The organism is Microbacterium oryzae, assembly GCF_009735645.1.
Lineage (GTDB): Bacteria > Actinomycetota > Actinomycetes > Actinomycetales > Microbacteriaceae > Microbacterium > Microbacterium oryzae.
The window spans coordinates 251,436-277,603 of the sequence record NZ_CP032550.1 but is presented as its reverse complement, the minus strand read 5'-3'; the positions used below and the strand labels follow the sequence as shown (position 1 = coordinate 277,603).

At 72.2% G+C, this 26,168-nt stretch carries 24 protein-coding genes; 3 read left to right on the top strand and 21 right to left on the bottom strand.

What is annotated here, in order from left to right:
- Window positions 1-3: 3 nt before the first annotated feature.
- The 12 genes from D7D94_RS01165 to D7D94_RS01110 form a co-directional block, all read right to left on the bottom strand.
- Window positions 4-1,389 (bottom strand): NAD(P)/FAD-dependent oxidoreductase, encoded by a 1,386-nt coding sequence (locus D7D94_RS01165; RefSeq protein WP_156240850.1) that lies wholly within the window; start codon window positions 1,387-1,389, stop codon window positions 4-6.
- Window positions 1,390-1,423: 34 nt separating this feature from the next.
- Window positions 1,424-2,782 (bottom strand): S8 family serine peptidase, encoded by a 1,359-nt coding sequence (locus D7D94_RS01160; RefSeq protein WP_156240849.1) that lies wholly within the window; start codon window positions 2,780-2,782, stop codon window positions 1,424-1,426.
- Window positions 2,779-3,297 carry a DUF501 domain-containing protein gene (locus D7D94_RS01155; RefSeq protein WP_156240848.1) on the bottom strand — a complete coding sequence of 173 codons (519 nt, stop codon included), beginning with the start codon at window positions 3,295-3,297 and terminating at the stop codon, window positions 2,779-2,781. The genes D7D94_RS01160 and D7D94_RS01155 overlap by 4 nt, the downstream gene beginning before the upstream one ends.
- Before the next feature lie 9 nt (window positions 3,298-3,306).
- A complete protein-coding gene (locus D7D94_RS01150; protein WP_156240847.1) occupies window positions 3,307-3,852 on the bottom strand; it encodes an FtsB family cell division protein in 546 nt (181 codons plus the stop codon).
- Between the two features lie 36 nt (window positions 3,853-3,888).
- Window positions 3,889-5,169: a phosphopyruvate hydratase gene (gene eno, locus D7D94_RS01145; protein WP_156240846.1), complete on the bottom strand. Its 1,281-nt coding sequence runs from the start codon at window positions 5,167-5,169 to the stop codon at window positions 3,889-3,891.
- 88 nt (window positions 5,170-5,257) lie between these two features.
- Complete coding sequence (locus tag D7D94_RS01140; RefSeq protein WP_156240845.1) at window positions 5,258-5,926, bottom strand: O-methyltransferase; 669 nt, start codon at window positions 5,924-5,926, stop codon at window positions 5,258-5,260.
- 10 nt (window positions 5,927-5,936) lie between these two features.
- Window positions 5,937-6,728: an ABC transporter ATP-binding protein gene (locus tag D7D94_RS01135; RefSeq protein WP_156240844.1), complete on the bottom strand. Its 792-nt coding sequence runs from the start codon at window positions 6,726-6,728 to the stop codon at window positions 5,937-5,939.
- 4 nt (window positions 6,729-6,732) lie between these two features.
- Window positions 6,733-7,704 carry an ABC transporter permease gene (locus D7D94_RS01130; protein WP_156240843.1) on the bottom strand — a complete coding sequence of 324 codons (972 nt, stop codon included), beginning with the start codon at window positions 7,702-7,704 and terminating at the stop codon, window positions 6,733-6,735.
- Window positions 7,705-7,725: 21 nt separating this feature from the next.
- Window positions 7,726-8,736: an ABC transporter substrate-binding protein gene (locus tag D7D94_RS01125; protein WP_156240842.1), complete on the bottom strand. Its 1,011-nt coding sequence runs from the start codon at window positions 8,734-8,736 to the stop codon at window positions 7,726-7,728.
- A 90-nt stretch (window positions 8,737-8,826) separates the two neighbouring features.
- Window positions 8,827-9,783, bottom strand: coding sequence for a CPBP family intramembrane glutamic endopeptidase (locus D7D94_RS01120; protein ID WP_156240841.1), 957 nt, complete (start codon window positions 9,781-9,783; stop codon window positions 8,827-8,829).
- Window positions 9,780-10,808 carry a DUF1648 domain-containing protein gene (locus D7D94_RS01115; protein WP_156240840.1) on the bottom strand — a complete coding sequence of 343 codons (1,029 nt, stop codon included), beginning with the start codon at window positions 10,806-10,808 and terminating at the stop codon, window positions 9,780-9,782. The genes D7D94_RS01120 and D7D94_RS01115 overlap by 4 nt, the downstream gene beginning before the upstream one ends.
- 43 nt (window positions 10,809-10,851) lie before the next feature.
- Window positions 10,852-11,202 (bottom strand): GntR family transcriptional regulator, encoded by a 351-nt coding sequence (locus D7D94_RS01110; RefSeq protein ID WP_156240839.1) that lies wholly within the window; start codon window positions 11,200-11,202, stop codon window positions 10,852-10,854.
- Window positions 11,203-11,277: 75 nt separating this feature from the next.
- On the opposite strand from D7D94_RS01110, the gene D7D94_RS01105 reads away from it, so the two are divergent.
- Entirely contained in the window at window positions 11,278-12,522 is a 1,245-nt protein-coding gene (locus D7D94_RS01105; protein ID WP_156240838.1) for an APC family permease, read from the top strand.
- Window positions 12,523-12,571: 49 nt separating this feature from the next.
- Here the strand turns inward: D7D94_RS01105 and hisS are convergent, their stop codons facing one another.
- The 7 genes from hisS to D7D94_RS01070 form a co-directional block, all read right to left on the bottom strand.
- Entirely contained in the window at window positions 12,572-13,867 is a 1,296-nt protein-coding gene (gene hisS / locus D7D94_RS01100) for a histidine--tRNA ligase (RefSeq protein WP_156240837.1), read from the bottom strand.
- A 17-nt stretch (window positions 13,868-13,884) separates the two neighbouring features.
- Window positions 13,885-14,589 carry a nucleoside triphosphate pyrophosphohydrolase gene (locus D7D94_RS01095; RefSeq protein ID WP_156240836.1) on the bottom strand — a complete coding sequence of 235 codons (705 nt, stop codon included), beginning with the start codon at window positions 14,587-14,589 and terminating at the stop codon, window positions 13,885-13,887.
- A gap of 33 nt (window positions 14,590-14,622) precedes the next feature.
- A complete protein-coding gene (locus D7D94_RS01090) occupies window positions 14,623-15,783 on the bottom strand; it encodes a Na+/H+ antiporter NhaA (RefSeq protein ID WP_343032139.1) in 1,161 nt (386 codons plus the stop codon).
- Window positions 15,780-19,418, bottom strand: a complete 3,639-nt coding sequence (gene mfd / locus D7D94_RS01085; RefSeq protein WP_156240835.1) for a transcription-repair coupling factor — start codon at window positions 19,416-19,418, stop codon at window positions 15,780-15,782. The genes D7D94_RS01090 and mfd overlap by 4 nt, the downstream gene beginning before the upstream one ends.
- Before the next feature lie 25 nt (window positions 19,419-19,443).
- Window positions 19,444-20,028, bottom strand: a complete 585-nt coding sequence (pth, locus tag D7D94_RS01080; RefSeq protein WP_156240834.1) for an aminoacyl-tRNA hydrolase — start codon at window positions 20,026-20,028, stop codon at window positions 19,444-19,446.
- A 71-nt stretch (window positions 20,029-20,099) separates the two neighbouring features.
- Window positions 20,100-20,684, bottom strand: coding sequence for a 50S ribosomal protein L25/general stress protein Ctc (locus D7D94_RS01075; RefSeq protein WP_156240833.1), 585 nt, complete (start codon window positions 20,682-20,684; stop codon window positions 20,100-20,102).
- A gap of 207 nt (window positions 20,685-20,891) precedes the next feature.
- On the bottom strand, window positions 20,892-21,869 hold the full coding sequence (locus D7D94_RS01070) for an alpha/beta hydrolase (protein ID WP_156240832.1): 978 nt from the start codon (window positions 21,867-21,869) through the stop codon (window positions 20,892-20,894).
- A 116-nt stretch (window positions 21,870-21,985) separates the two neighbouring features.
- On the opposite strand from D7D94_RS01070, the gene D7D94_RS14510 reads away from it, so the two are divergent.
- Window positions 21,986-22,108: a hypothetical protein gene (locus D7D94_RS14510; protein WP_281349312.1), complete on the top strand. Its 123-nt coding sequence runs from the start codon at window positions 21,986-21,988 to the stop codon at window positions 22,106-22,108.
- A 102-nt stretch (window positions 22,109-22,210) separates the two neighbouring features.
- On the top strand, window positions 22,211-23,674 hold the full coding sequence (gene gndA / locus D7D94_RS01065) for an NADP-dependent phosphogluconate dehydrogenase (RefSeq protein ID WP_281349311.1): 1,464 nt from the start codon (window positions 22,211-22,213) through the stop codon (window positions 23,672-23,674).
- Window positions 23,675-23,838: 164 nt separating this feature from the next.
- Here gndA and D7D94_RS01060 read toward each other — a convergent pair whose 3' ends face one another.
- Complete coding sequence (locus D7D94_RS01060) at window positions 23,839-25,311, bottom strand: sensor histidine kinase (protein ID WP_343032138.1); 1,473 nt, start codon at window positions 25,309-25,311, stop codon at window positions 23,839-23,841.
- Window positions 25,308-26,048: a response regulator transcription factor gene (locus D7D94_RS01055; protein WP_156240830.1), complete on the bottom strand. Its 741-nt coding sequence runs from the start codon at window positions 26,046-26,048 to the stop codon at window positions 25,308-25,310. The genes D7D94_RS01060 and D7D94_RS01055 overlap by 4 nt, the downstream gene beginning before the upstream one ends.
- Between the last annotated feature and the right edge of the window lie 120 nt (window positions 26,049-26,168).

The following is a 26,168-nucleotide window of genomic DNA, read 5'->3' as shown; positions in this document are numbered from 1 at the left end:
GCGTTACTTCGCCGCGACCGCCGCCGGCTCCGCGGCGGCGGGAGCGGGCTGCTCCTCCACCTTCGGCTTCGGGCGCGACGCGTAGGTCTCGAAGAACACGCGGGGCGTCTGCGTCGTGCCGAGCTGCACGGTGTCGCGGCCGAGGAAGAAGTTGTGCACCCACCCCCAGATGACGCGCCACTTGCGCTCCCACGAGGGCATCGCGAGGCCGTGGTAGCCGCGGTGCGCGACCCAGGCCACGAAGCCCTTGAGCGCGATCTTGCCCGACTGGAACGCGCCGTTGTACAGACCGAGGCCCGCGACCGCGCCGAGGTTCTTGTGCACGTAGTCGACGGGCGCCTCGCCGCGGATGACCGCCACGAGGTTCTTCGCGAGGCGCTTCGCCTGACGCACGGCGTGCTGCGCGTTCGGCACGCACATGCCGCCGACGCCGCCGCCGGTGAGGTCGGGCACGGCCGCCACGTCGCCGGCGGTCCAGGCGCCCTCGACGACGTTGCCGTCGGCGTCCACGACGCGCAGGTCGGCCTGCGCGCTGATGCGGCCGCGGGCCTCCTTGGGCAGGTCGCCGCCGTTGACGACGATCGGGTTCGCCATGACGCCGGCGGTCCAGATGATGAGGTCGGTCTCGTACGCCTCGCCGGTCGACACCTCGACGCGGCCGTCGACGGCCGACGTGACCTGCGTGTCGAGGTGCACGTGCGCGCCGCGCTTGGCGAGGTCCTTGAGCACCCACTCGCTCGTCTCGAGGGAGACCTCGGGCATGATGCGGCCCATGGCCTCGATGAGGTGGAAGTGCGTCTCGTCGAAGGTGATCTCGGGGAACTTCTCCAGCAGCGAGTTCGCGAGCGAGCGCAGTTCGGCGAAGGTCTCGATGCCGGCGAAGCCGCCGCCCACGACGACGGTCGTCAGGAGGCGCTTGCGGAGCGGGTTGTCCTTCGAGAGGGCGGCGGCCTTCTCGAAGTTGCCGATGAGGGTGTCGCGGACCGCGACGGCCTCCTCGATCGACTTCATGCCGATCGCGTTGTCGGCGATGCCGGGGATCGGGAACGTGCGCGACACCGACCCGGCGGTCACGACGATCTGGTCGTACTGGTACTCCCAGGGCTCGCCGCCCTCGGGCGTGATCGTGGCCGTCTTGTTCGCGTGGTCGATCTTGGTGACCTTCGCGGTGACGAGCTTCGTGCGCTTGAGGTGGCGGCGGTGCGAGACGACCGCGTGGCGGGGCTCGATCGAGCCTGCAGCGACCTCGGGAAGGAAGGGCAGGTACGTCATGTACGGAAGCGGGTCGACCATCACGACCTCCGCCTCGCCACGACGCAGGTGCTTCTCGAGCTTCCACGCGGTGTAGAACCCCGCGTATCCGCCGCCGACGATGAGAATCTTGGGCACGTGTAACAGACTCCTTGAGTTGTTGTCCTGCTGGCTATCGCTGCGCGCGCGTCGAACGAACGCGCCTGAGTGCAGACACGACGCCGAGCACCACCAGGATACCAGCGGCGCTCAGTGCGAAGAGCGGCAGGGTGACCTCGCGCATGCTCTGCGCCGAGGGGAGGAACGGCGAGGCCTCGTCGCGGGGGGCGTCCGCGGGCGGGATGGGCGGCAACTCGACGGCTCCCGCGGTGGGCTCCGGGTCCGGCCCGACCTCTCCGCGGCGGTGCAGGGCGATCCACTCCGGGAGGCTGCCGAGCGGGTTCTCGCTCACCGCCTCGACGTCCGCGTTCACCGCCTCGTCGGCGGCCACGAGCCCGTAGCCGTACTGCGGGTCGGGCACCTTCTCCACCTGCAGCGGGCGCTTGGCGGTCTGGATGATCCGGTTGATGACGTTGGCCGCGTCGAGCTCGGGGTGCGCGGCGCGGACGAGCGCCGCGACCCCGGCGACGATCGGCGCGGCGCCGCTCGTGCCGTTCCACTCGACGATCTCCCCCGCCGCGGAGACGCCCAGCAGCTCCTCGCTCGGTGCCGCCACGCCGATCGTGATGCCCTGCGTCGACGCGCCGACCGACGCCACGCCGCGGGTGTCCACGCCGCCGACGGCGAGCACCCCCGGGATGGTCGCGGGTGCGCCGACCACGGTCGTCCCGCTCGCGCGGTTGCCGGCGGCGACGACCACCACGACGTCGTGGTCGAAGGCGTAGAGGAACGCGTCGTCCCAGATCTCGTCCCAGTCCAGCGTGTTGGTGGTGAAGGAGAGGTTGATGACGTCGGCGCCGTGGTCGACCGCCCACACCATCGCCTCGGCGACCTGCTCGTCGAACGGCACCGCGGCGGATGCGCCGAACCCCAGCGAGATCGACAGGAGGTCGGCCTCGGGCGCGACGCCGATCATCCCGGTGTCCTCCCCCGTCCCGCGAGCGGCGGCGAGCGATGCGACGTACGACCCGTGATCCTGGTCCTGCACGCCGACCGGGGTGCGGCCGTCCGCCGAGCCGACACCGGAGACGTCGGTTCCGTCGCGCACGGCCCCCTCGAACTCGACAGGGCCCTTGGCGACGCCGGTGTCGATGACGGCGATCGTGGTGCCCGCGCCGCGCGTGGTCTCCCATGCGTCCTCGACGCCGTAGCGGTCGAGCCAGTACTGCGCCGCGCGCACCGGGTCCTCGGGCTCGGGCGTCGGCGTGGGCGACGGCGTCTCCTCGTCGGCGCCCTCCGCCGGAACGGTGTCGACCGCGGCCGGAGTGCCGACGGGCGCCTCCGGAACCGCGGGCGGAGCGGCGGCGCTCGGAGCGGCCGCTCCGGTCAGAGCCAGGAGCGCGATGAGCCCCGCGACGACCGCTCGCCTCATGCAGCCGCGCCGGGATCGTCGCAGGCGCACCGCTCGGGCGACCACGACGACCGCTCCAGAGCGAGGTCGCCGATCGGGTTGACGCCGGCGCCGGCGGCGAGGGCGTGACCTGCCAGCGCGTGCAGGCACTTGACGCGCGTGGGCATGCCGCCGGCGGAGATGCCGGCGATCTCGGGCACCTCGCCGAACGCCGCGCGGTCGGCGAGATACGCCTCGTGCGCACGGAGGTACCCGGCGGCGACGCCCTCGTCCTCGGCCAGGAGCGCCGTGAGCTCGGGCATGAGCTGATTCGCCTCGAGGCGCGACATCTCGGCGGTGGCCGTCGGGTGCGTGAGGTAGTAGAACGTGGGGAACGGCGTCCCGTCGGGCAGGCGCGGGGCCGTGGCGACGACCGTCGGGTTGCCGCACGCGCACCGGGCGGCGATGCCGACGACGCCGCGCGCCTCGCGCTGCAGCTGGGCCGAGACGACCTCCAGATCGACGGGTCGCACGGGCTCGAAGGGGGGTGTCGTCACCCCGCCAGGCTACTGGTCGGTGCTGGTGTCGGGCTGGAAGACGTCGCCGTCGATCTCGACGACCTCCTCCTCGGAGACCGCGGTCTTCGTCAGTCCTGCGCTCACGACCGAGCGCAGCATCTGCGACATCCAGTCGTGCTCGGTCTCCTCGACCTCGGCGCTGATGGGCTCCGGCTCGACCGGCTGCTCGGACTCGTCGAGGTCGTCGTCGACGATGTAGACGACCTCCCCGGGGAAGCCGTAGAACAGGCGCTCGCGCGCCTGCGTGGTGATGTAGGCCGGGTCCTGCCAGCGCGAGCGCTCGCGCTCGAGCGCGTCGACCTTGTCCTGGCTGACCTGCACGGCCTCCTGCAGGAACGCGATCCGCTGCCGCTGCTCCAGGTAGGTGCTCGCGGTGGGCACCAGCACGAACGCGGCGAGGATCACGAGGCCGAGCATGATCGCCGTGAAGCCCGACAGCCGGATGGCCCCGAGCCAGCCGCGCACGTCGACTCCGCTCTCGCGAGAGCCGCGTCCGCGGACGCGGGAAGGGGGAGCCGATGGTCTCTTCGCCATGACTCCCCCTCCTCGTGATGCGGTTCTCAGCCCCGCTTACGCCGTGAAGCGCGGGAAGGCGCTGCGGCCGGCGAACGTCGCGCCGGCGCCCAGCTCCTCCTCGATGCGCAGAAGCTGATTGTACTTCGCGACCCGGTCGCTGCGAGCGGGCGCGCCGGACTTGATCTGACCGCAGTTGACGGCGACGGCGAGGTCGGCGATGGTCGTGTCCTCGGTCTCGCCGGAGCGGTGCGACATCATCGCGGTGTAGCCGTTGCTCTGCGCGAGGGCGACCGCGTCGAGCGTCTCGGTGAGCGTGCCGATCTGGTTGACCTTCACGAGCAGCGAGTTGGCGACGCCCTTGTTGATGCCGTCGGCGAGGCGTTGCGGGTTGGTGACGAACAGGTCGTCGCCGACGAGCTGGACCTTGCCGCCGATGCGGTCGGTGAGGGCCTTCCAGCCGTCCCAGTCGTCCTCGGCGAGAGCGTCCTCGATGGTGACGAGCGGGAAGTTCGCGAGCAGGTCCTCGTAGTACGAGGTGAGCTCCTCGGCGGTGAGCTGCTTGCCCTCGAAGTGGTAGACGCCGTCGCGGAAGAACTCCGTGGAGGCGACGTCGAGGCCGACGGCGATGTCCTTGCCGGGGGTAAAGCCGGCCTTCTCGATGGCGGCCATCAGGAAGTCCAGGGCGCCGCGGTTGCTGGGGAGGTCGGGCGCGAAGCCGCCCTCGTCGCCGAGGCCCGTGGCGTAGCCGCCGGCCTTCAGCTCGCTCTTGAGCACGTGGTACGTCTCGGTGCCCCACCGCAGCGACTCGCTGAACGACTCCGCGCCGAGCGGCACGAGGAAGAACTCCTGCATGTCGACGCCGGTGTCGGCGTGTGCGCCGCCGTTGATGACGTTGAGGGCGGGAACGGGCAGCACGTGCGCGTTCGGGCCGCCGATGTAGCGGAACAGCGGCAGGTCGGCGCTGTCGGCGGCGGCCTTCGCGACCGCGAGGCTCACGCCGAGGATGGCGTTGGCGCCGACGCGCTTCTTGTTGTCGGTGCCGTCGATCTCGATGAGCGCCTGGTCGATGACCCGCTGCTCGCTGGCGTCGAGGCCCTCGATGGCCGGGCCGAGCTCGTCGATGACGGCGTCGACGGCCTTCTGTACGCCCTTGCCGGCGTAGCGGCCCTTGTCGCCGTCGCGCAGCTCGTACGCCTCGAAGGCGCCGGTGGATGCGCCGGAGGGGACGGCGGCGCGCTGCACGATGCCGTCTTCGAGGAGCACCTCCACCTCGACGGTCGGGTTGCCTCGCGAGTCGAGAATCTCGCGAGCGCCTACAGCCTCAATCAGTGCCACGGAAGTACTCCTTGTCGATGGGGGAATGCGGGGAGCGACGTCGATCCGCTCGTCAGTCTATTGCCGGGCGGCGGATGGCCGTGCGCGCTCAGACGCGGACGGCGATCGCGAGGCCGTCCCAGCCCTTCACGCCGACGGTCTGCAGGGCCGTGGCATCGAAGCGCGGGTCGTCGCGGAGCATCTCGAGCCCCGCGCGCACGCCGGCGATCTGCGCGTCCTCGTCGCCGAGGTCGGCGACCCGGCCGTCGCGGACGACGTTGTCGACCACGATCACGGCGCCGACGGGCGCCAGGCGCGCCGCCCAGTCGAGGTACACCGTGTTCGACTCCTTGTCGGCGTCGATGAAGACGAGGTCGAAGGGCTCGCTCGCGTCGAGGGTCGGCAGCACGTCAGCCGCCCGCCCCTCGAGGATCTGCACCCGATCCCCGACCTCCGCCGCGTCGATGTTCCGGCGCGCGAGGGCGGCGTTGTCGGGCTCCGCCTCGATGCTGATCAGCCGGCCGCCCTCGGGAAGGGCCCTGGCCATCCAGATCGCGGAGTAGCCGGCCAGCGTGCCAATCTCGAGCACCCGACGGGCGCGGGAGATGCGCACGAGGAGGTGCAGGAGCTTGCCCGCGACCGGCGCGACCTCGATGGGTCGCAGCTCCGCGCGCTCCTGCGCGGCCAGCGCCGCCTCGAGGGCGGGGTCGTGGCCGACGAGCGTCTCGGCGAGGTAGCGGTCGACGGCCGCCCAGGTGTCGCGTGTCGCGTCTGTCATGCGACGATTCTCAGGCCAGGAGGGCCCTGTCGTCGAGGGTCGCTCCCTTGATCTTCGCGAACTCGGCCAGCAGGTCGGGCACCTTCAGGGTGCGCTTGCGCTCGGCCGACGCGGTGAAGACGATGCGCCCCTCGTGCATCATGATGAGCCGGTTGCCGAGGGCGAGCGCCTGCTCCATGTTGTGCGTGACCATGAGCGTGGTGAGATTGCCCTGCTCCACGATCCGCTGTGTGAGACGCGACACGAGCTCCGCGCGCTGCGGGTCGAGGGCTGCGGTGTGCTCGTCGAGGAGCAGGATGCGCGGCTGGGTGAACCCCGCCATGAGCAGCGACAGCGCCTGCCGCTGTCCGCCCGAAAGCAGGCCCACCTTCGCGCTGAGGCGGTCCTCGAGGCCGAGCTCGAGCACGCGCAGCTCCTCCTGGAACCGCTCGCGCTGCTTCCGGGTGAGGCCGCGTCCGAGGCCCCGAGCGCGGCCGCGGCGTGCGGCGAGGGCGAGGTTCTGCTCGATGGTGAGGTTCGGCGCGGTGCCCGCCATCGGGTCCTGGAAGACGCGGCCGACGTAGCGCGCGCGCTGGAACTCGCGGAGCCGGTTCACGCGGCGGCCGTCGATCTCGATCTCGCCGGCGTCCACGGGCATCCGCCCGGAGATGGAGTTGAGGAGCGTGGACTTGCCGGCGCCGTTGGAGCCGATGACGGTGACGAAGTCCCCCTCCTCCAGCCGCAGGCTGAGGCCGGCGAGGGCGCGGCGCTCGTTGACCGTGCCGGGGAAGAAGGTCTTGGCGATGTCCTTCATGACGAGCATGGCGTCACCTTCCGTTCGCGGGCGCGACGGCCGCGGGCTCGGGGGCGTCGGCAGCGGGCTCGCGCGGCGCCACGCGGCCGCCTCTTCCCCGCAGCGACGGGATGCGGCGGAGGAAGCCCCACCGCGGGAGGAGCAGCGCGAGCACGACGAGCACGGCCGTGACGAGCTTCATGTCGTTCGGGTCGAGCCCCGCGCGCATGGCGAAGAAGATGATGAGGCGGTAGAGCACCGCGCCCAGCACCACCGCGAGGCTCGCGAGCCAGATGAACCGGTGCCCGAACACGGCCTGCCCGAGGATCACCGAGGCGAGGCCGACGAGGATCAGCCCGATGCCCATGCTGATGTCGGCGAACCCCTGGTACTGCGCGACGAGCGCGCCGCAGAGCGCGACGAACCCGTTCGAGATGGCGAGGGTGAGGATGGTCGTGCGATCGGTCGAGACGCCGAAGCTGCGGATCATCGGCCCGTTGTCGCCCGTCGCCTGGATGGCCAGGCCCAGGTTCGTCGAGAGGAACCAGTCGACGGCGAGCTTCAGCAGGATGACGCCGACGAAGATGATGCCGATGCCGCCCCACGTGCCGAGGAGGTCCGCCTCGCGGAGCGGCGTGAACAGGGTGTCCGCGCGCAGCAGCGGGAGGTTCGCCGCCACCGTGGCGTCCTCCTTCGCCGTGCCCATGATGCGGAGGTTCACCGACCACAGGCCGATCATCGTGAGGATGCCCGCGAGCAGCCCGTCGATGCGCCCCTTCGTGTGGAGGAGGCCCGTGATGGCGCCCGCGACGAGGCCGGCCGCAGCGCCCGCGAGGGTGGCGAGAACGGGGTTCTGCCCGGTCGTGATCATGGCGGCGGCGACCGCCGCGCCGGTGGTGAAGCTCCCGTCGACGGTGAGGTCGGGGAAGTTGAGAATGCGGAACGTGAGGTACACGCCCAGCGCCATGACCCCGTAGACGAGGCCCAGCTCGATCGCGCCGATCATGCGCGCTCCTCCCGCCCGGCCCTACTCGACGGTCTCGGCCTGATCGAGGATGTCGGCGGGGATCTCCACGCCCATCCGCTCGGCCGCCCCGGGGTTCACGACGTAGGTGAAGTCCGACGCGGTCTCCACCGGCATGGTCGCGGGGTCGGCGCCGTCCTCGAGGATGCGCAGCGCCATCTCGCCGGTCTGCCGGCCGAGCTCGGTGTAGTCGATGCCGATGGTCGCGATCGCGCCGCTCTCGACGGTGCCCGCCTCGGCGGCGATCACGGGGATCTGGTTCGTCTCGGCGACCTGCACGAGCGAGGCGAGGCCCGCGACGACCATGTTGTCGGTGGGGACGTAGATCGCGTCGACGTCGCCGAGCGCCTCGGTGGCCTGCGCGAGGTCGTTCGCGGTGGTCACGGTCTGCGTGACGATCTCGAGGTCGAGACCGGCGGCGACCTCCTCCGCAGCGGCGACCTGCACCTCGGAGTTGACCTCGCCGGAGCTGTAGACGATGCCGACCTTCTTCGCGTCGGGGACGAGCTGCAGCAGCAGGTCGAACTGCTCGTCCATGGGCGCGGCGTCGCTGGTGCCGGTGATGTTCGAGCCGGGCTCCTCGTTCGAGTCGACGAGCTCGGCCGAGACCGCGTCGGTGACGGCGGTGAAGAGCACCGGGGTGTCGAGGATGGCCTGGGCCGCGGCCTGGGCGGCGGGGGTCGCCACGGCGAGGACGAGGTCGAGGTCGCTCGAGGCGAAGTTCTGCGCGATGGTGACCGCGTTCGCCTGCTCGCCCTGCGCGTTCTGCTCGTCGAACTCGACGGTTTCGCCCTCGACGTAGCCGGCGTCGGCGAACGCCTGCTTGAAGCCGTCGGTCGCCGCGTCGAGCGCGGGGTGCTGCACGAGCTGGCTGATGCCCACCGAGAACGACGCAGGCTCGCCCTCGCCGCCGTCCGAGCCGCCGTCCGACGAGCAGGCGGCGAGGGTGAGGGCGGCGGTCGCGGCGAGGCCGATCGCGGCGAGCCCGCGACGGGGGAACGAGGAGGAGCGCATGGGGGTGTCCTTCGGGGAGGCGGTCCGGCACAGCGGGATGCCGGGCGTCGGGATGGGGCGCGGCGACGCGCCGTCCAGAGCATCGTAACGTCAGCGCGGGCCGAGCACGTTCCGCCGGAACTGCCCGCAGAGCGCGAGCACGGCCACGACCACCGCGAGCACGATCCAGGAGACGACCCCGAGCGGCCCCACGAGCGCGAGGTCGACGTCGGCTCCGGCCGCGGCGAACAGCAGCACCGCGGCTCCTCCCGCGTTGAGCGCGCCGTGCCCGATGACAGCGGGCCAGAGGGACCCCGTGCGCAGCCGCGCCCAGCCGAAGAGCACGCCCCAGGCGATGCAGCCGGCGATCATGAGCAGCACCCCGGTGACGTCGGTGCGCCCGAAGTCGTACCCGAGCAGGATGAGCGGCGCGTGCCACAGCCCCCACAGCGCACCCGAGAGGATGAGCGCCGGCCACACGCCCAGCGGCCGGAGCGCCGGCAGCAGCCAGCCGCGCCATCCGATCTCCTCGCCGAACGCGAGGAAGCTGTTGACGAGGGCACCCAGCGGGATGGCCGCGAGCTGCCCGATCACGAGGGCCTGGACGGGCACGAGGTCGGGATCGACGCCCGACGCCGCGAGGGACGCGGCGACGGTCTCCGCGAACCCGGAGAAGCCGACGAGATCCAGCTCGACGAGGCCGAGCGCACCCGCGAGCAGCGCGGCGACGATGACGAGGACCGGCGGCACGAACACGGCCGCGACCGCGAACCAGATGGTGCGTCCGGCCGGGCGCAGCGGCCAGATGCCGAGAAAGCGGAGGCGATCCGTCCGCGGCACGCGCAGGCCGAACACCACCGCCAGCGTCGCGACGAGCGGCGTGAACATCATGAGCGAGGCGATCGGCGTGAACAGCGGTGACGCCGCGCGGTCGCCGAGCCAGAGCGGGAGGGCGACGAGCCATGCCAGCGCAACCGCCGCGGCAGCGTAGACGGCGACCGCGCGCCAGGGCACGCGCTCGAGGGGCGGGGCCGGCAGGGTCGGCTTCCTGGACGCATTCTCGGTCATGGCGTGTCCGTCCTCCTGTCCATCGCCGCCAGCAGCCCGGCGGCGGTCTCCGCGTCGTCCACCGTGACGGTGAAGACCTTCCCGTTCGTGCGCGTCACGCGCAGCGCATCGCCTGCCCGCAGGACCGCGCCCCAGCCGCTGCCCGCGCCGTAGCGCCATCCCCAGCCGCCGTACTCGGCCATCGGGCTCACGAAGACGACCTCCGCCGAGCGGATCTCCTCGCGCGGGATGCGCACGCGCGGCCATCCGATGGGCGTGCGCACCGTGAGCCCCTCCTCGTCGACGCGGACGCGCGCGACGCACCCTGTCCCCACGAGGAAGGCGACGAGGGCCAGCGAGCCGAAGGTGATCCAGGTGCCGGCGGACGGAGCGCCGAGGTGCGCGACGTCGAGGGCGAGCACGACGAGCCCGACGACGAGGAGCACGCCGAGCAGCGCACCGAGGACGATCCAGCCCGAGCGTGCCATCGTCGCCGTGCGCAGCCACACCGCCCGCTCGCCGGCCGACAGCGGGACGGGCTCCGGTGCGACGGCCTCGTCCTCACCCGGAACCTCGATCGACAGCCGCCACGCGATGGCGCCGAGCGCGAGTCCCAGCAGGAATCCCGCCCCCAGCCCCCAGAGCGCCGTGCCCGCATCGCGCGCGTCGTCGAGGCCCAGCTGCGCGAAGAAGGTCGACGAGAGCCCGATGCCGAGGAGGCCGACCTCCCACCAGATGACGGCGGTGATGAAGCGGTATGAGATCGGCCGGTTCGGGCTGGCGATGCCGGCGAGGGTGATCCCGGCGATGAGCGCCGTCGACCCGCCCCCGACCAGCAGGGTCATGAGCGGGAAGGTCCAGGCCGGGCCGAACCCGTCGGGGCCGCCGGTAGGGCCCCAGTGCGTGGCCGCGGGATCGGGCATGGCGGGCAGGAGCACCGTCTGCACGAGCGCGATCAGGGCGAACAGCGCCACCGGGACGTAGAGGCCGACCCAGCGGAAGCGACGGATGGCCCGCGCGCGCTCGGGCGTCTGGGTGGTGGTCATCGGGTCCTCCTTCGATGGGCGGCGGAAGCCGCGGGTGCGGCGGTCAGGTGCGGGTCTCGCGGACGACGCCCGCGAGCACCTCGCGCGAGACGCCGAGCTTCTCCGCTCGGCGCACCAGCGCGCGGATGTCGTCGTGCAGCGCCGCGAGCGGGGTGGCGGCGTCGGTGACGACGGCGCCGCGGCCGGGCCGCATGTCGACGAGCCCCTCCTCGCGCAGCTGCCGATAGGCGTGCAGCACGGTGTGCAGGTTCACCCCCAGCGCGGCGGCGACCTCCTTCGCGGCGGGCAGGCGGTCGCCCGGCTTCGACCGCTCCGCGACGATGTCGCCGCGGATGGACCCCGCGATCTGCGCGAAGACGGGCTCCTCGCGGGTCGGGTCGATGCGGATCAGCACGTACTTATTCTAGCGCAAATAGAACAATATTCGCGAGACTCCGCTGCGCCATCCGGCCGCCCTATACTCCCGCCCATGACGACACCCGCGCTCGCGCGCAGACTCGGCCTCGGCGACGCGGTCGCCATCGGCCTCGGCTCCATGATCGGCGCGGGCGTGTTCGTCGTCTTCGCGCCCGCCGCCGCGGCGGCGGGGTCATGGCTGCTGGTCGGACTCGCGATCGCGGCGGTGGTGGCCTTCGGCAACGCGACGTCCTCGGCGCAGCTCGCCGCAGTGCATCCCGTCGCCGGCGGCGCGTACGCGTACGGGCGGGCGGAGCTGGGCGCGTGGTGGGGGTATCTCGCGGGCTGGTGCTTCGTCATCGGGAAGACCGCGAGCTGCGCGGCGATGGCGCTCGCCTTCGCCGCATACGTCGCTCCTCCCGGATGGGAGCGCCCCGTCGCCATCCTCGCCGTCGCGCTTCTGGCGGGGGTGAACCTGCTCGGCATCACGCGCACGGCGCTCGCCACCCAGGTCATCGTGGTGATCGTCCTCGCGTGCCTGGCCGTCGGAGCGGCCGCGGGGTTCGCGGCGCCGACGGCCGCTCCGCTCGCGGCGACGGCGTTCGACGCGCACGGCGTGCTGCAGGCGGCCGGGCTGCTCTTCTTCGCGTTCGCCGGGTACGCCCGCATCGCGACGCTCGGCGAGGAGGTCCGCGACCCGGCGCGCACGATCCCCCGCGCCATCCCGCTGGCGCTCGGTCTCGCGATCGTCGTCTACGCGGTCGTCGGGCTCGCCGTGCTGCATGCGCTGGGCCCCGAGGGCGCCGCGCGCTCGGCCGCCCCGCTGGCGGACGCCGTGTCGGCGGCCGGATGGGGATGGGCGGAGCCCGTGGTGCGCGTGGGGGCGGCGGCGGCCGCGCTCGGCGCGCTGCTGGCCCTCATCGCCGGCATCGGCCGCACCGCCCTCGCGATGGCGCGGGAGGACGACCTGCCGCGGTTCCTCGCGGCCGTTCACCCCCGCCGCCATGTGCCGCACCGCGCGGAGATCGCCCTCGCCCTCGCCGTCATCGCGATCGTCGCGTTCGCGGACCTCCGCGGCGCGATCGGGTTCTCGTCCTTCGGCGTGCTGCTGTACTACCTCGTGGCGAACCTCGCCGCGTGGCGGCAGGGCGAGGCCGTCCGCCGCTACCCGCGCTGGCTGCAGGTCGTCGGCGCGGCCGGCTGCGTCGCGCTCGCCCTCGCCCTGCCGTGGCAGAGCGTCGTGGGCGGCGTCGTCGTGGTGGCGGTCGGCGTCGTCTATCGCGCCGTCCGGCTCGTGATCGAGCGCCGCGCGGAGTGAGACACGAAGGCCCGCCCGCGCGAGCCGTGTCCCACGCCGCGCGGGGCGGTCAGCCGAGCGGCTTCAGCTCGAGGTCGGCGCGCTCGACGCCCGCGGATACGGTCGCGAACGCGGTGTACCCGTCGGCCGTCGCCCGCTCGAGCAGCGCCTTGAGGTTCTTCGTCCGCCGTTCGAGCCGCACGCGCGACCCCTCGGCGATGAGCGCGGCCTTGAGGGCCAGGAGCTCGGCGTCGGGCACGTCGCGGTCGTGCACGAGGACGACCGCCTCGGCGGCAGATCCCTCGGCGAGCGCGACGAGGTCGACGATGCGCTCGAAGCCGATCGAGAAGCCGACGGCCGGCACATCCTGACCGAGGAAGCGGCCGATCATGCCGTCGTAGCGCCCGCCGCCGCCCAGCGAGTACGACACCGACGGGTGCGCGATCTCGAAGATGGTGCCGGTGTAGTAGCCCATGCCGCGAACGAGGAACGGGTCGAACTGCAGCGGCAGCTCGGCGCCGACCGAGTCCGCCCCGCGCGCGGCGCCCACCGCCTCGCCGATGCCGACGAGGTGCGCGACGACCTCCTCGCCGACGCCCTCAGGCAGCGCCTTGCGGATCTGGCCCTCGCCGAACGGCAGGAACTCCCGCGTCTGCGGGCGGGTGAGGAACGCCTCCAGCGCGTCGACGGCACTCGCGGTCGCCTCGCGCTCGCGCAGCTCGGCCACGACGCCCTCGGCGCCGACCTTGTCGAGCTTGTCGATCGTGATGAGCACACCGGGGCGCTCGTCGGCGGGGAAGCCGAAGACGTCGAGCATGCCATCCAGCGCCCGGCGGTCGTTGATGCGCACCGTGGCGCCTTCGAGCCCGAGAGCGTCGAGGGCGTCGAGCGTCGCGGCGATGAGCTCCGCCTCCGCGCGCGCGCTGGCGTCGCCCATGATGTCGATGTCGCACTGCACGAACTGGCGGTAGCGCCCCTTCTGCGGGCGCTCGGCGCGCCACACCGGCGCGATCTGCACGGAGCGGAACACCGTCGGGAGCTCTCCGCGGTGGCTGGCGTAGAAGCGCGCGAGCGGCACCGTGAGGTCGTAGCGGAGCCCGAGGTCGCTCAGCTGCGCCTGGTCGTCCGCGGCCGCGCGCACGGCGTCGGCATCGAGCCCGCGACGCAGGATGTTGAAGGCGAGCTTCTCGTTGTCGCCGCCGACCCCCGCGTGCAGACGGTCGTACTCCTCCACGACGGGCGTCTCGATCTCGTCGAACCCGTGGGCGCGGTAGCGCTCGCGGATGACGGCGAGCACGCGCTCGCGACGGGCCTTGTCAGCGGGGAGGAAGTCGCGCATGCCGCGCGGCGGATTCACGGAAGCCATAGCGCTCCCATTCTCCCCTATCGGCCGAACGGGTCCGGCTCGGCGTCCTGCTCGGCGCCGCGGATGTCCGTCTCGAGCGCGCGCACGGCGCTGCGGAGCGCGCGCTCGGCGTCCCACCCCTTGGCGCGGGCGACGGCGACGAGGCCGAGGAGCGTCTCCCCCAGCTCCTCCTCGCTCTCCGGCAGCACGTCGGGATCGTCGGCGGCGATGGCCTCGGCCGCCGCCACCGCCTCGACGAGCTCGAGCCCGACGCCCACCTGCGCGCCCTTGCCCAGCACCTTCTGCGCAAGGGCGAGCGACGGCATCGCGTGCGAGACCCCGTCCAGCACGCTCGTGCGCTGGCGCTTCTCGGCGGCCTTCGCCGTGTTCCACAGCTCGAGCACCCGCTCCGGGGTCTCGGCGGTCTCGCCGGCGAACACGTGCGGATGGCGGCGCGTCATCTTCTCGGCGAGGTCGCGGGCCACGTCGTCGACGTCGAAGGGGTCGGCATCGTCGTGCGCGGCGATCTCGGCGTGGAACAGCACCTGCCAGAGCAGATCGCCCAGCTCCTCGCGGAGCCCCGCCCGATCCCCGGTCTCCACGGCGTCGACGAGCTCGGCGGACTCCTCCACGAGGTACGGCACGAGCTCCTCGTGCGTCATCGCCTGCGTCCACACGCAGCGCTCGTGCACCTGCCGCATGACGTCCGCCGCGCGCTTCAGCTCATCCCCGGGATCGCTCATCCGACCATCCTGCCCCACCGGTCCGCACAGGGCTCAGACCGTCTCCGCTACGGCCAGCCGCCGGTAGTGCCGCGCCCGAAGCGAGACGAGCACGCCCGACAGCGCGAGAGCGATCGTCGACCCGCCCAGCACGCCGAGCGTCGCCTCGTCGCGCAGCACCCCGTCGTCGGCGAACGCCAGCGACGACAGCAGCAGCGACACCGTGAAGCCGATGCCGCCGAGGGCGCCGGCGGCGATGAGATCGGGCAGGCGGATCTCGGGCGGCGTGCCCTTCGGGCGCACGGCCATCGCGATGCTGCCGAAGAGGGTGATGCCGATGATCTTGCCCACGGGGAGGGCGATGAGGATGGCCCAGAGCGCGGGCGAGAGCTCGCTCGGCGACACCTGCGGGATGACCACGAGCGCGGAGAAGAACGCGAAGATCGGCAGGATGAGGCCGTTGATCCACGGCTCCAGGACGTGCCGTGCCCGCATCCCCTCCCCCTGCCGGATGGCGAGGCCGAGGAGCACGCCGGCGATCGTCGCGTGGATGCCCGAGCTGTAGACGAACGCCCACGCCACCAGCGCCAGCACGATCATGAGCGGCACCAGCACGACGCGGTTGCCCTCGGAGACCAGCCGGCTGAGGAGGGCGAACACCGCGATGAGCACGACGCCGACCACGAGGCTCGCCAGGTCGACGTCGGTGGCGAACAGCACCGCGATGAACACGATGCCGACGATGTCGTCGATGATGGCGAGCGCGAGGAGGAACACCCGGACCTTCGACGGCAGCCCCTTGCCGAACATCGCCAGCACGCCCAGCGCGAAGGCGATGTCGGTGGCGGTCGGGATGGGCCAGCCGTCGCGGGTCGCCGGGTCCCACGCGACGACGAGGTAGATCCCGATCGGCACGAGCACTCCGCCCGCGGCGCCGATGGCGGGCTTCAGCGCCTTGCCGAGCGTGTTCAGCTGACCGCGGGTGAGCTCGAACTGCAGCTCGACGGCGACGCCGAAGAAGAACACCGCCAGGAGGAGGTCGGCGACCCAGTGCGCGATGGAGAGGTCGAGGGGCGTGCCGGGGACGGCGAGCTCGATGTGGCTGAAGTCGAGGACCGCGCCGCCGACCGGGCTGTTGGCCACGATGAGGCCGAGCACGGCCGCCCCGAGGAGGAGGAAGGCGGGGAAGCGCTCCGCGCGCAGGAGCCTGATCACGCGTCCTCCTTCTCGGCAGGCGCGTCGTCCCGCTGGGGCAGCGGGAAGAGCGCGTCCAGCAGCTGCGCGACCCACGCGATGAGGTCGGCGTCGCCGAGCGGCTCGCCGTCGGCCTGCGGCAGCGGCACCACCATCGCCTCGCCGCCGCTGAGGATCTTCGCGCCCGGGTGCAGACGCTGCAGGCGCACCTTCATGGAGTCGGGGAGGTGCGCGGGCGCGACGCGGAGGTTGCGGCCCATCGCCACGACGTCGGCGAGCCCGGCCTGGGCGGCGCGCCGTCGCAGGCGCGCAACGGCGACGAGACCGTCGACCTCCGCGGGCGGCGTGCCGTAGCGGTCGACGAGCTCCTCGATCACCTGGTCGATGGCGTCGTCCTTCGCCGTGGCCGAGGCCGCCGCCGAGAGCTTCTGGTATGCCTCGAGGCGCAGCCGCTCGCTGTCGATGTACGACTCGGGCAGGCGCGCCTCGACGGGCAGCTCGAGCCGCAGCTCGGTGGGCCCCTCAGTCTCCTCGCCGCGGAAGGCCGACACCGCCTCGCCGATCATGCGCAGGTAGAGATCGAAGCCGACGCCGGCGATGTGCCCGGCCTGCTCGGCGCCGAGGAGGTTGCCCGCCCCGCGGAGCTCCAGGTCCTTCATGGCGACCTGGATGCCGCTGCCGAGGTCGTTGTGGACGGCGATCGTCTCGAGCCGGTCGGCGGCCGTCTCCGACAGCGGCTTGTGCTCGTCGTACACGAGGTACGCGTATGCGCGCTCGCGCCCTCGGCCGACGCGGCCGCGCAGCTGGTGCAGCTGCGCGAGGCCGTACTTGTCGGCGCGGTCGATGATGATCGTGTTGGCGTTGGCGATGTCGATGCCGGTCTCGATGATCGTCGTGCAGACGAGCACGTCGAACTTCCGCTCCCAGAAATCGTCGACGACCTGCTCGAGCTGCTTCTCGCTCATCTTGCCGTGCGCGACGGCGATGCGCGCGTCGGGCACGAGCTCGGCGAGGTGCGCGGCCACCTTCTGGATGGTCGTGACCCGGTTGTGCACGAAGAACACCTGTCCCTCGCGCAGCATCTCCCGGCGGATGGCCGCGGCGATCTGCTTGTCGTTGTGCGGTCCGACGTACGACAGGATCGGATGGCGGTCCTCGGGCGGGGTCGCCAGGGTCGACATCTCGCGGATGCCGGTGACCGCCATCTCGAGCGTACGCGGGATGGGCGTGGCGCTCATGGCGAGGATGTCGACGTTGGTCTTCAGCTTCTTCAGCGCGTCCTTGTGCTCGACGCCGAAGCGCTGCTCCTCGTCGACGATGAGGAGGCCGAGGTCCTTGAACACGACCTGCTCGGTGAGGATGCGGTGCGTGCCGATGACCATGTCGACCGAGCCGTCGACGAGGCCCTGCAGGGTCTCCCTGGCCTCCTTGTCCGTCTGGAAGCGCGAGAGGGCGCGCACCTGCACGGGGAAGCCGGCGAAGCGATCCTGGAAGGTCTCCAGGTGCTGCTTGACGAGCAGGGTCGTCGGCACGAGCATCGCGACCTGCTTGCCGTCCTGAATGGCCTTGAACGCGGCGCGCACGGCGACCTCGGTCTTGCCGAAGCCGACGTCGCCGGAGAGGAGGCGGTCCATGGGGACCGGACGCTCCATGTCGCGCTTGACCTCCTCGATCGTCTGCAGCTGGTCGGCCGTCTCGGCGAACGGGAAGGCCTCCTCCAGCTCGCGCTGCCACGGGGTGTCCGGACCGAACGCGTAGCCCTTCGCGGCCATCCGCGCGGAGTAGAGCTTCACGAGCTCGACGGCGATGTCGCGGACCGCGCGCCGGGCGCGGCTCTTCGCCTGCGCCCAGTCGCTGCCGCCCATCTTCGACAGCGTCGGGGCCTCGCCGCCGACGTACTTCGAGAGGAGGTCGAGCTGGTCGGTCGGCACGTAGAGCTTGTCGCCGGGATAGCCGCGCTTGGACGGCGCGTACTCGAGCACGAGGTAGTCGCGCTTGGTCTTGGTGGCGTTCCGGCCGCCGCTCGACACCTCGCGCTGGGTCATCTCGACGAAGCGGCCGATGCCGTGCGTGGCGTGCACGACGATCTCGCCCGGCTTCAGCTGCATGGGGTCGACGACGTTCTTGCGCCGCGACGCGAGCTTCTTGACCGTGCGGGTGTCGCCGCCGATCGTGCGGCCGTAGAACTCGTTCTCGGTGAAGACGGCGAGCCGCGCGCCCTCGACGGCGAACCCGCGCTCGATCGCGGCCTGCACGAGCGTCGCGACGCCTGCCTCGGGTTCGGCCGCGAGGTCGTCGACGATGCGCGCGGCGAGGCCCCGCTCGGAGAGCACGTCGCGTGCGCGCTCGACGAGGCCGGCGCCGGACGCGGCCACGACCACGCGCCATCCGTCGCGCAGCAGCCCGCCGATGTGCTCGGTGGCCCCCTCGACGTTGCCCTGGAAGGTGGGCGCGGCGCTCGCGCGGACGCGCAGCGCGTCGGCCTCGTCGGGCAGGGCGTCGACCGTCTCGTCGTCGTCGAGCGCGGCGAGCTCCGCCGCGATGTCGGCGGCGCCCGAGTCGAACGGGCTGAGCGTCCACCAGACGCCGGCCGCCTCCCGCACCTCGTCGCGCAGCTGCGCGAGGGTGAGGAAGTCGCCCGACTCGAGGTTGATCGGCGCGCTGCCCCCGCTGGTGGCGGCGTTCCACGCGGCTTCGAGGAACTCGCGGTTGGTCTCCCCCAGCGTGATCGAGCGCGACACCGCGCGCTCGGGGTCGACGAGGGCCACGGCCGCTCCCCGCGGCAGGTACGACGGCAGCGCCACGAGCGGGCCGGCGAGCACGGGCATGAGCGACTCCATGCCCTCGACGGGGATGCCCTCGCCCATGCGCTCGAGCATCTGCGCGATGCCGGGGTACTCGTGCTGCAGCTCGCGCGCGCGCTGGCGCACGTCGGGGGTGAGGAGCAGCTCACGGCTCGGCACGAGCGACACCTCCCGCACCTCGCCGGGCAGGGAGCGCTGGTCGGCCACCGAGAACGCGCGGATCTGGTCCACCTCGTCGCCGAAGAACTCGACGCGGTACGGGTGGTCCGCCACGGGCGGGAAGACGTCGAGGATGCCGCCGCGCACCGCGAACTCGCCGCGCCGCGACACCATGTCGACGCGGTGATAGGCGAGCTCGACGAGGCGCTCCACGACGCTCTCGAGCTCATCGCCGCGCGCACCCACGCGCAGCTCGATCGGGTGCACGTCGCCGAGTCCGGGCGCGATCGGCTGGATGGCGGCGCGGATGGACGCGGTGACCACGAGCGGCGTCTCCCGGTCGGCCGCGGCCGTGATGCGGCGCAGCGTCTCCAGTCGGCGGCCGACGGTCTCCGGACTCGGGCTCAGGCGCTCGTGCGGCAGCGTCTCCCACGCGGGGAAGTCGCGCACCTCCGCGCCCGGGATCACCGACGCGAGCGCGGCGCCGAGAGCCTCGGCACGGCGGCCGGTGGGTGCGAGGGCGAGCAGGACGGGAGCGTGGCCTGCCGCGCGTCGACGTTCGAGCAGCGCGGCGAGCATGGGAGCGGCCAGCCCGTCCACGAGCGAGAGGTCGGCGTCCACGGCGGCCGCCGCGAGCGCGTCGCGGAAGGACCCGTCCTGTTCCAGAGCGTCTACGATCCCCTGAACAGTCACCGCAGAAGTCTACTTGCCGCTGTCCTCACGGGCGCGGCGCGTGGAAGCGCTGCTGGGCGGCGACGAGCCCCTCCTCCGCGAGGTGCTCGACAGCGTCCGCCGCGTCGCCCACGAGGATCGGCAGCGTCTTGCGCTCGGTCGCGCCGAAGGCGTCGAGCACCCAGTCCGCCGGGTCCTGTCGTCCGGGGGGACGCCCGATCCCCACGCGCACGCGGGCGAAGTCGGGCGTGCCGAGCGCCTTCGCGACGTCGCGGACGCCGTTGTGACCGCCGTGCCCGCCGCCGGTCTTCAGCTTGATCGTGTCGAACGGAATGTCGAGCTCGTCGTGCACGACGACGACGCGGTCCGCGCCGAGGCCGTAGAACTTGGCGAGGTTCGCAGCCGGCCCACCCGAGACGTTCATGAAGGTGTTGGGCTTCGCGAGGACGAGCTTGGCCGCACCGGGGCGCAGCCAGGCCTCGGCGACGCGCGCGTTCGCCTTGTGCTGGCGGAATGCGGCGGAGCGACGCGAGGCCAGCTCGTCGACGACCATCTGCCCGACGTTGTGCCGGGTCTGCTCGTAGCGCGGGCCGGGGTTTCCCAGCCCGATGATCAGCCAGGTGTCGGCCATCCTCTTCCTCCTGCAGACGACACGAGGGGACGCGACCAGGTCGCGTCCCCTCGTGTGAAGTGAAACCGGTGTTACTCGGCGGCAGCGGCGGCGTCGGCCGCGTCGTCCTCGGCGGTGCCGCGCGGCGTGAGGATGCCGACGATCTGCAGGCTCTCGTCGTCGGCGAGCACGGCGCCGGCGGGGAGGGCGATCTCGCCGGCGGTGATGACCGTGCCGTCCTGGAGGCCCTCGACGGAGACCTCGATGTGCTCGGGGATCTCGGTCGCCGAGACCTCGAGCTTGAGCGTCGTGGTCTCGAGGTTCACGATCGTGCCCGGGAACGACTCGCCGGTCACGGTCACGGGGATCTCGACGGAGATCTTCTCGCCCTGCTTCACGACGAGGAGGTCGATGTGCTCGATGATCTGGCGCACCGGGTCGCGCTGCACGTCCTTGACGACGGCGAGCTCGGCACGGCCCTCGATGTCGAGCTGGAAGAGCGCGTTGGCGTGACGGACGATGAGCGCGGTCTCGTGACCGGGCAGCGCCACGTGCACGGGCTCGGTGCCGTGTCCGTACAGGACGGCGGGGATCTTGCCGGCGGCGCGGAGGCGGCGGGCGAAGCCCTTGCCGAACTCGGTGCGGATCTCAGCCGCGAGCTTGTTCTGGTCAGCCATGTGTCTGCTCCTCGTGGGACACGCGGCCGAGCGGAGCCGCATGAAGTTCTGGTGGGAAACCCTCGGCTCGAACGCTGCGCGTGAGGAGGGCATGGGGCCCGCATCACCGCGTCGATCACGGATGCCGCCGCGCGCACGCGGCAGATTCCCTCGCCGAGGTCGTCGTCCATGCTACCTCACGGCGCCCGCGGGTCCCGCCCGGGGCGCTCAGGCGGCGAGGAAGCCGTGCACCCAGCGGTCGAGGCGCGCGTACGCCTCCTCCCGGGCATCGTGCCGGGAGAGGAAGACATCGTGGAGGGCCCCGTCGATCCGCTCCACGGTGACGCTCGGCCCCAGACGCAGCGCGGCGCGCGCGATGTCGTCGACGACGAGCACCGAGTCCACGCGCGTCAGCTCCTCCGACCAGCGCGTGGGCGGCGCGCTGCGGGCCGACAGCAGCACGCACACCGGCGACGGGATCGCGAGCCCCTGCGCGACGCGCGCGTGCCCCTCGAGAACCGCGTTCAGCCATCCGGCGTGCACGGGCATCGTCTGCTCCGGGCGCCATCGCTGGTCGATCGTCACCGGGTCGTCGGGGTCGGCCGCCTCCGCCTGCGCGCGGGCGTAGAACCCGAGGTCGACCTGGGGAGCCGCGTCCATCGGACGCCAGCGCGCCTGGATCTGCACGACCGGGGCGATCGCCGGGCGCACGCCGCTCAGCTGGAACTCCAGCCAGGGACTGTTGAGGATGACTGCGGCGGCGGCCCTCGGATGCCGCGAGGCCCACAGACTGAGGGTGAGCCCGCCCGTCGAGTGCCCGAGCAGCACGAGGCGCCGCCCCGGCTCCAGGGCAGCGCGCGCGGCGGCGATGTCCTCGTCGTAGTCGGCGAGGTCGGTGATGTAGCCGGGCGTCTGCCCCGGGCGGAGGCTGCGGCCGTACTTGCGGAGGTCCAGCGCGTAGAAGCGGGCGCCGCGGCGGGCGAAGAACGACGCGAGCCGCTTCTGGAAGAAGTAGTCCGACCATCCGTGCACATAGAGCACGTCGACGCCGTCGAGCGGAGGAGCCGGGCGCAGGAATCCCCGGCGCGGCGGGAGGTGGCGCACGAGGGTGGCGACGACCTCGCCCTCGTCGTCGGGCGCGAGCGGCAGCGTGAGCTGCTCGAAGCCCTCCCCCAGGACATCCGGGGCCCAGATCCGCGCCGGCATGGCTCGAGGCTATCCCGAGCCGTCGGAATCGGCGGGACTACGATGGAGACGGCGCCACGGCGCCGCCTCCCGTCTTGCGGACAGCTCGGCTGCCCGCCCAGCAGAAGGAGTCCGACATGGACGGCGCATTCCTCTCCCACGTCATCGCCTGGGGCATCGGCGGCATGGCCGCTGTCGGCGGGGTGCTCATCGCCGGCGCCCTGTTCGCGCTCGGCCGCCGCGGCGCGTACCGCAAGTGAGCACGGCCGCCCGGCGGAGCGCGCTCCGTCACGGCGGCGCACACCGCGCGCCGGGCCGCTAGCCTGGGCGCGTACGACCGTTCCTCGTATCAAGGAGACCGCGTGACTGACGCTGAATCGACCCCCGCCCGCGCGAACATCGGGGTCGTGGGCCTCGCCGTGATGGGCTCGAACCTCGCTCGCAACCTCGCCAGCCGCGAGGGCAACACGGTGGCGATCTTCAACCGCTCGCGGGCGAAGACCGACGACCTCGTCGCCGAGCACCCCGAGGCGGAGTTCATCCCCGCGTTCTCGTACGAGGAGTTCGCCGCGTCGCTGTCCAAGCCGCGCACCGCGATCATCATGGTCAAGGCCGGCCGTCCCACCGACGCCGTCATCGACGCGCTCGTGGAGGTCTTCGAGCCGGGCGACATCATCGTCGACGGCGGCAACGCCTACTTCCCCGACACCATCCGCCGCGAGAAGGCCGTCCGCGAGACCGGCATCAACTTCGTCGGCGCCGGCATCTCCGGCGGCGAGGAGGGCGCGCTCCACGGCCCCTCGATCATGCCCGGCGGATCGGACGAGTCCTGGGTGACGCTCGGCCCCATCCTGAAGTCGATCGCCGCGGTCGCCGAGGGCGAGCCGTGTGTCACGCACATCGGCCACGACGGCGCCGGTCACTTCGTGAAGATGGTGCACAACGGCATCGAGTACGCCGACATGCAGCTCATCGCGGAGGCGTACGACCTCATCCGCCGCGGCACCGGCAAGAGCCCGGCCGAGATCGCGGACGTGTTCGCCGACTGGAACACCGGCGAGCTGGACTCGTACCTCATCGAGATCACGGCCGAGGTGCTGCGTCAGAACGACGCCGAGACCGGCCAGCCGCTCGTGGACGTCATCCTCGACCAGGCCGGCGCCAAGGGCACCGGCGCGTGGACCGTGCAGACCGCCCTCGCTCTCGGCGTGCCCGTCTCCGGCATCGCCGAGGCCACCTTCGCGCGGTCGCTGTCGTCGCACCCCGAGCAGCGCGCGCTGGCGTCGGCTCTCCCCGGCCCCGAGGAGGAGTTCCACGTCGCCGACGCCGACGCGTTCATCGAGGACGTGCGCCAGGCGCTGTTCGCATCGAAGATCATCGCCTACTCGCAGGGCTTCGACGAGATTCGCGCGGGCGCGGCCGAGTACGGCTGGTCGATCGACCTCGGCGCCGTGTCGAAGATCTGGCGCGCCGGCTGCATCATCCGCGCGCAGTTCCTCAACCGCATCGCCGACGCGTACGACGAGCAGCCCGACCTGGCCGTGCTCGCCACCGCGCCGTACTTCGCCGAGGCGCTCACCCGCGGACAGGCCGCATGGCGCCGCGTGGTCGTCGCAGCGACCCAGGCCGGCATCCCCAGCCCGGCCTTCTCGTCGTCGCTGGCGTACTACGACGGGCTGCGCGCCGAGCGCCTCCCCGCCGCGCTCATCCAGGGTCAGCGCGACTTCTTCGGCGCGCACACCTACAAGCGCATCGACAAGGAAGGCACGTTCCACACGCTCTGGTCCGGCGACCGCAGCGAGATCGAGGCCGAAGACACCCACTGACGCGAACGCAGGAGAGCCGGCCCGGGGATTCCCCGGGCCGGCTCTCGCATCCCCCCTGCCCCGCCGCGCGCCCCTTCCCGCGAGACCTCATCCCCCGCGCGAGACCTCGTGCGGCGTCGGCGGTCTCGCGACGGGCGTGAGGTCTCGCGGGTGGGAGCGGGGCGTCAGGACGCGGGGCGAGCGGGCAGGCGCACCTCGAACGTCGTGTCGCCGGGCACGCTGCGCACGGAGATCTCGCCGTGGTGGGCCTCGACGATCGCCTTCGCGATCGACAGCCCGAGCCCGGTGCCGCCCGTGCGGCGCGCGCGGGAGCGATCGCCGCGTGCGAACCGCGTGAAGAGCTCGCGCTGCAGGTCCGCGTCGATGCCGGGGCCGTCGTCGTGCACTGTCAGCACCGCGCGCGTGGCGCCGCCCTCCCCCTCGAGCCGCAGGCCGAGCTCGACGCGCGTGCCCTCCGGCGTGTGCGTGCGCGCGTTCGCGAGCAGGTTCGCGATGACCTGGGTGAGGCGGCCTCGGTCGCCCGCGATCACGACCGGCTCCTCCGGCACGTCGACCGACCACGCGTGATCGGGGCCCGCCGCCTGCTGGTCGGCCAGCGCCTCGACCGCGAGCTGCGTGAGGTCCACCGCGCCAAGCACGATCTCCTGCCCCTCGTCGAGGCGCGCGAGCAGGAGGAGGTCCTCGACGAGCGAGGTCATCCGGATGGACTGGGCCTGGATGCGCTCGAGCGCCTGCTCGGTGTTGTCGCTGAGCGACGGATCCCGCAGCGACAGCTCGGAGTACCCGCGGATGGAGGCCAGCGGCGTGCGCAGCTCGTGGCTCGCGTCCGCGACGAAGCGGCGCATGAGCTCCTCGTTCCGCTGTCGCGCGTGGAGGGACGACTCGACGTGATCGAGCAGCGTGTTGAGCGCGGCGCCCACCTGGCCGATCTCGTTGCGCGGGTCGGCCTCCGCCTCGGGCACTCGCTCGTCGATCGACACCGCGCCCTGATCCAGCGGCTGCTGCGCGACGCGCGTCGCGGTCTCGGCGACCGCCCGCAGCGGACGCAGCCCCGCGCGGATGACGAGCGTCGTCGCGATGCCGAGGAGGACCATCCCGCCGATCGTCGCGAGCATGATGGTGCGCCACAGCCGACCGATCGTCGCCTGCACCTCGGCCGTCGGCAGGCCGATGACGATGATCTGGCCGGTGCTCTGGATGGCCGCGGTCTGGATGCGGTAGGTGCCGAGATCCGAGATGGTGACGGTCTCGCTGTGCGGGTCGCCGCTCATCGTGTGGACGACGTCATCCAGCTGGTCGCCGGTCAGCTCCGTCACGCTTGCGGGACCGACCACCGCACCGGTGAGCCCGTCGGCCGTCTCCGCGACGAGGAGCAGACCGCGTTCCACCGGCCGCTCCGCGAGGGCGCCGGCGGCGCTGTCGCCGTTCACGAGGGACTGCGTCACGTCCCGCGGCAGGCGCGCGGCAGCCGAGCGCACGTCCTCGCTCAGCTGCATGTCGAGCACGCTGCTGATGACGGCGCTCGTGAGCGTCGTGATGATGATGAGGATCACCGACACGATCGCGACGATCGTGACCATCAGCCGCGTCTCGAAGCTCAGCGGCCGGCGCCCGAGCCGAGCGGCGCCATCCGTCACTGCGGCGCCTTGATCATGTACCCCGAGCCGCGCACGGTGTGGATGAGGGCCTCGCGCCCCGCGTCGATCTTCTTGCGCAGGTAGGAGATGTAGAGCTCCACGACGCTCGATCGGCCGCCGAAGTCGTAGTGCCACACGCGGTCGAGGATCTGCGCCTTCGACAGCACGCGACGCGGGTTGCGCATGAGGAAGCGCAGCAGCTCGAACTCGGTGGCCGTCAGCTCGATGGGCGTGCCGCCGCGCTCCACCTCGTGACTGTCCTCGTTGAGGGTGAGGTCGGCGACCCGCAGGATGGGCTCGACGTCCGCGGCGAGCGCGGTGCCCGAGCGGCGCATGAGCGCGCGCAGACGCGCGACGACCTCCTCGAGGCTGAACGGCTTGGTGACGTAGTCGTCGCCGCCGGCGGTGAGGCCGGCGACGCGGTCGCCGACCGAGTCCTTCGCCGTGAGGAAGAGCACCGGCACGTCGTCGCCGTTCTGGCGCAGCCGCTGCAGCACGCCCATCCCGTCGAGGTCGGGCATCATGACGTCGAGGACGAGCGCGTCGGGGTCGAACTCGCGCACCGCCTGCAGCGCCTCGAAGCCGCTGCCGGCCGCTCGGACCTCCCAGCCCTCCATGCGCAGTGCCATCGACAGCAGGTCGGTGAGCATCTGCTCGTCGTCGACCACGAGCACGCGGACAGGGCTGCCGTCGGGGCGGGTCAGGGCTGGTGCGGGGGTGCGGGCGGCGGTGGTCATGAGTCCATTGTGCGTCGCTTCCTATGCGCCTGCTATGGCATCGGCTATGCGCGGGCTGTGAGTCCGGATCCGCGCTTCATAGCCGGCTCATCACCAGCGCATGTCGCTCTCATGCGGTGT

What these genes read in the sequence shown, in the direction of transcription:
- D7D94_RS01160 (WP_156240849.1), bottom strand. Translation starts at nt 2,782, where the DNA reads ATGAGGCGAGCGGTCGTCGCGGGGCTCATCGCGCTCCTGGCTCTGACC.
- D7D94_RS01150 (WP_156240847.1), bottom strand. Translation starts at nt 3,852, where the DNA reads ATGGCGAAGAGACCATCGGCTCCCCCTTCCCGCGTCCGCGGACGCGGC.
- D7D94_RS01140 (WP_156240845.1), bottom strand. Translation starts at nt 5,926, where the DNA reads ATGACAGACGCGACACGCGACACCTGGGCGGCCGTCGACCGCTACCTC.
- D7D94_RS01135 (WP_156240844.1), bottom strand. Translation starts at nt 6,728, where the DNA reads ATGCTCGTCATGAAGGACATCGCCAAGACCTTCTTCCCCGGCACGGTC.
- D7D94_RS01130 (WP_156240843.1), bottom strand. Translation starts at nt 7,704, where the DNA reads ATGATCGGCGCGATCGAGCTGGGCCTCGTCTACGGGGTCATGGCGCTG.
- D7D94_RS01125 (WP_156240842.1), bottom strand. Translation starts at nt 8,736, where the DNA reads ATGCGCTCCTCCTCGTTCCCCCGTCGCGGGCTCGCCGCGATCGGCCTC.
- D7D94_RS01120 (WP_156240841.1), bottom strand. Translation starts at nt 9,783, where the DNA reads ATGACCGAGAATGCGTCCAGGAAGCCGACCCTGCCGGCCCCGCCCCTC.
- D7D94_RS01115 (WP_156240840.1), bottom strand. Translation starts at nt 10,808, where the DNA reads ATGACCACCACCCAGACGCCCGAGCGCGCGCGGGCCATCCGTCGCTTC.
- D7D94_RS01105 (WP_156240838.1), top strand. Translation starts at nt 11,278, where the DNA reads ATGACGACACCCGCGCTCGCGCGCAGACTCGGCCTCGGCGACGCGGTC.
- hisS (WP_156240837.1), bottom strand. Translation starts at nt 13,867, where the DNA reads ATGGCTTCCGTGAATCCGCCGCGCGGCATGCGCGACTTCCTCCCCGCT.
- D7D94_RS01095 (WP_156240836.1), bottom strand. Translation starts at nt 14,589, where the DNA reads ATGAGCGATCCCGGGGATGAGCTGAAGCGCGCGGCGGACGTCATGCGG.
- pth (WP_156240834.1), bottom strand. Translation starts at nt 20,028, where the DNA reads ATGGCCGACACCTGGCTGATCATCGGGCTGGGAAACCCCGGCCCGCGC.
- D7D94_RS01075 (WP_156240833.1), bottom strand. Translation starts at nt 20,684, where the DNA reads ATGGCTGACCAGAACAAGCTCGCGGCTGAGATCCGCACCGAGTTCGGC.
- D7D94_RS01070 (WP_156240832.1), bottom strand. Translation starts at nt 21,869, where the DNA reads ATGCCGGCGCGGATCTGGGCCCCGGATGTCCTGGGGGAGGGCTTCGAG.
- D7D94_RS14510 (WP_281349312.1), top strand. Translation starts at nt 21,986, where the DNA reads ATGGACGGCGCATTCCTCTCCCACGTCATCGCCTGGGGCATCGGCGGC.
- D7D94_RS01055 (WP_156240830.1), bottom strand. Translation starts at nt 26,048, where the DNA reads ATGACCACCGCCGCCCGCACCCCCGCACCAGCCCTGACCCGCCCCGAC.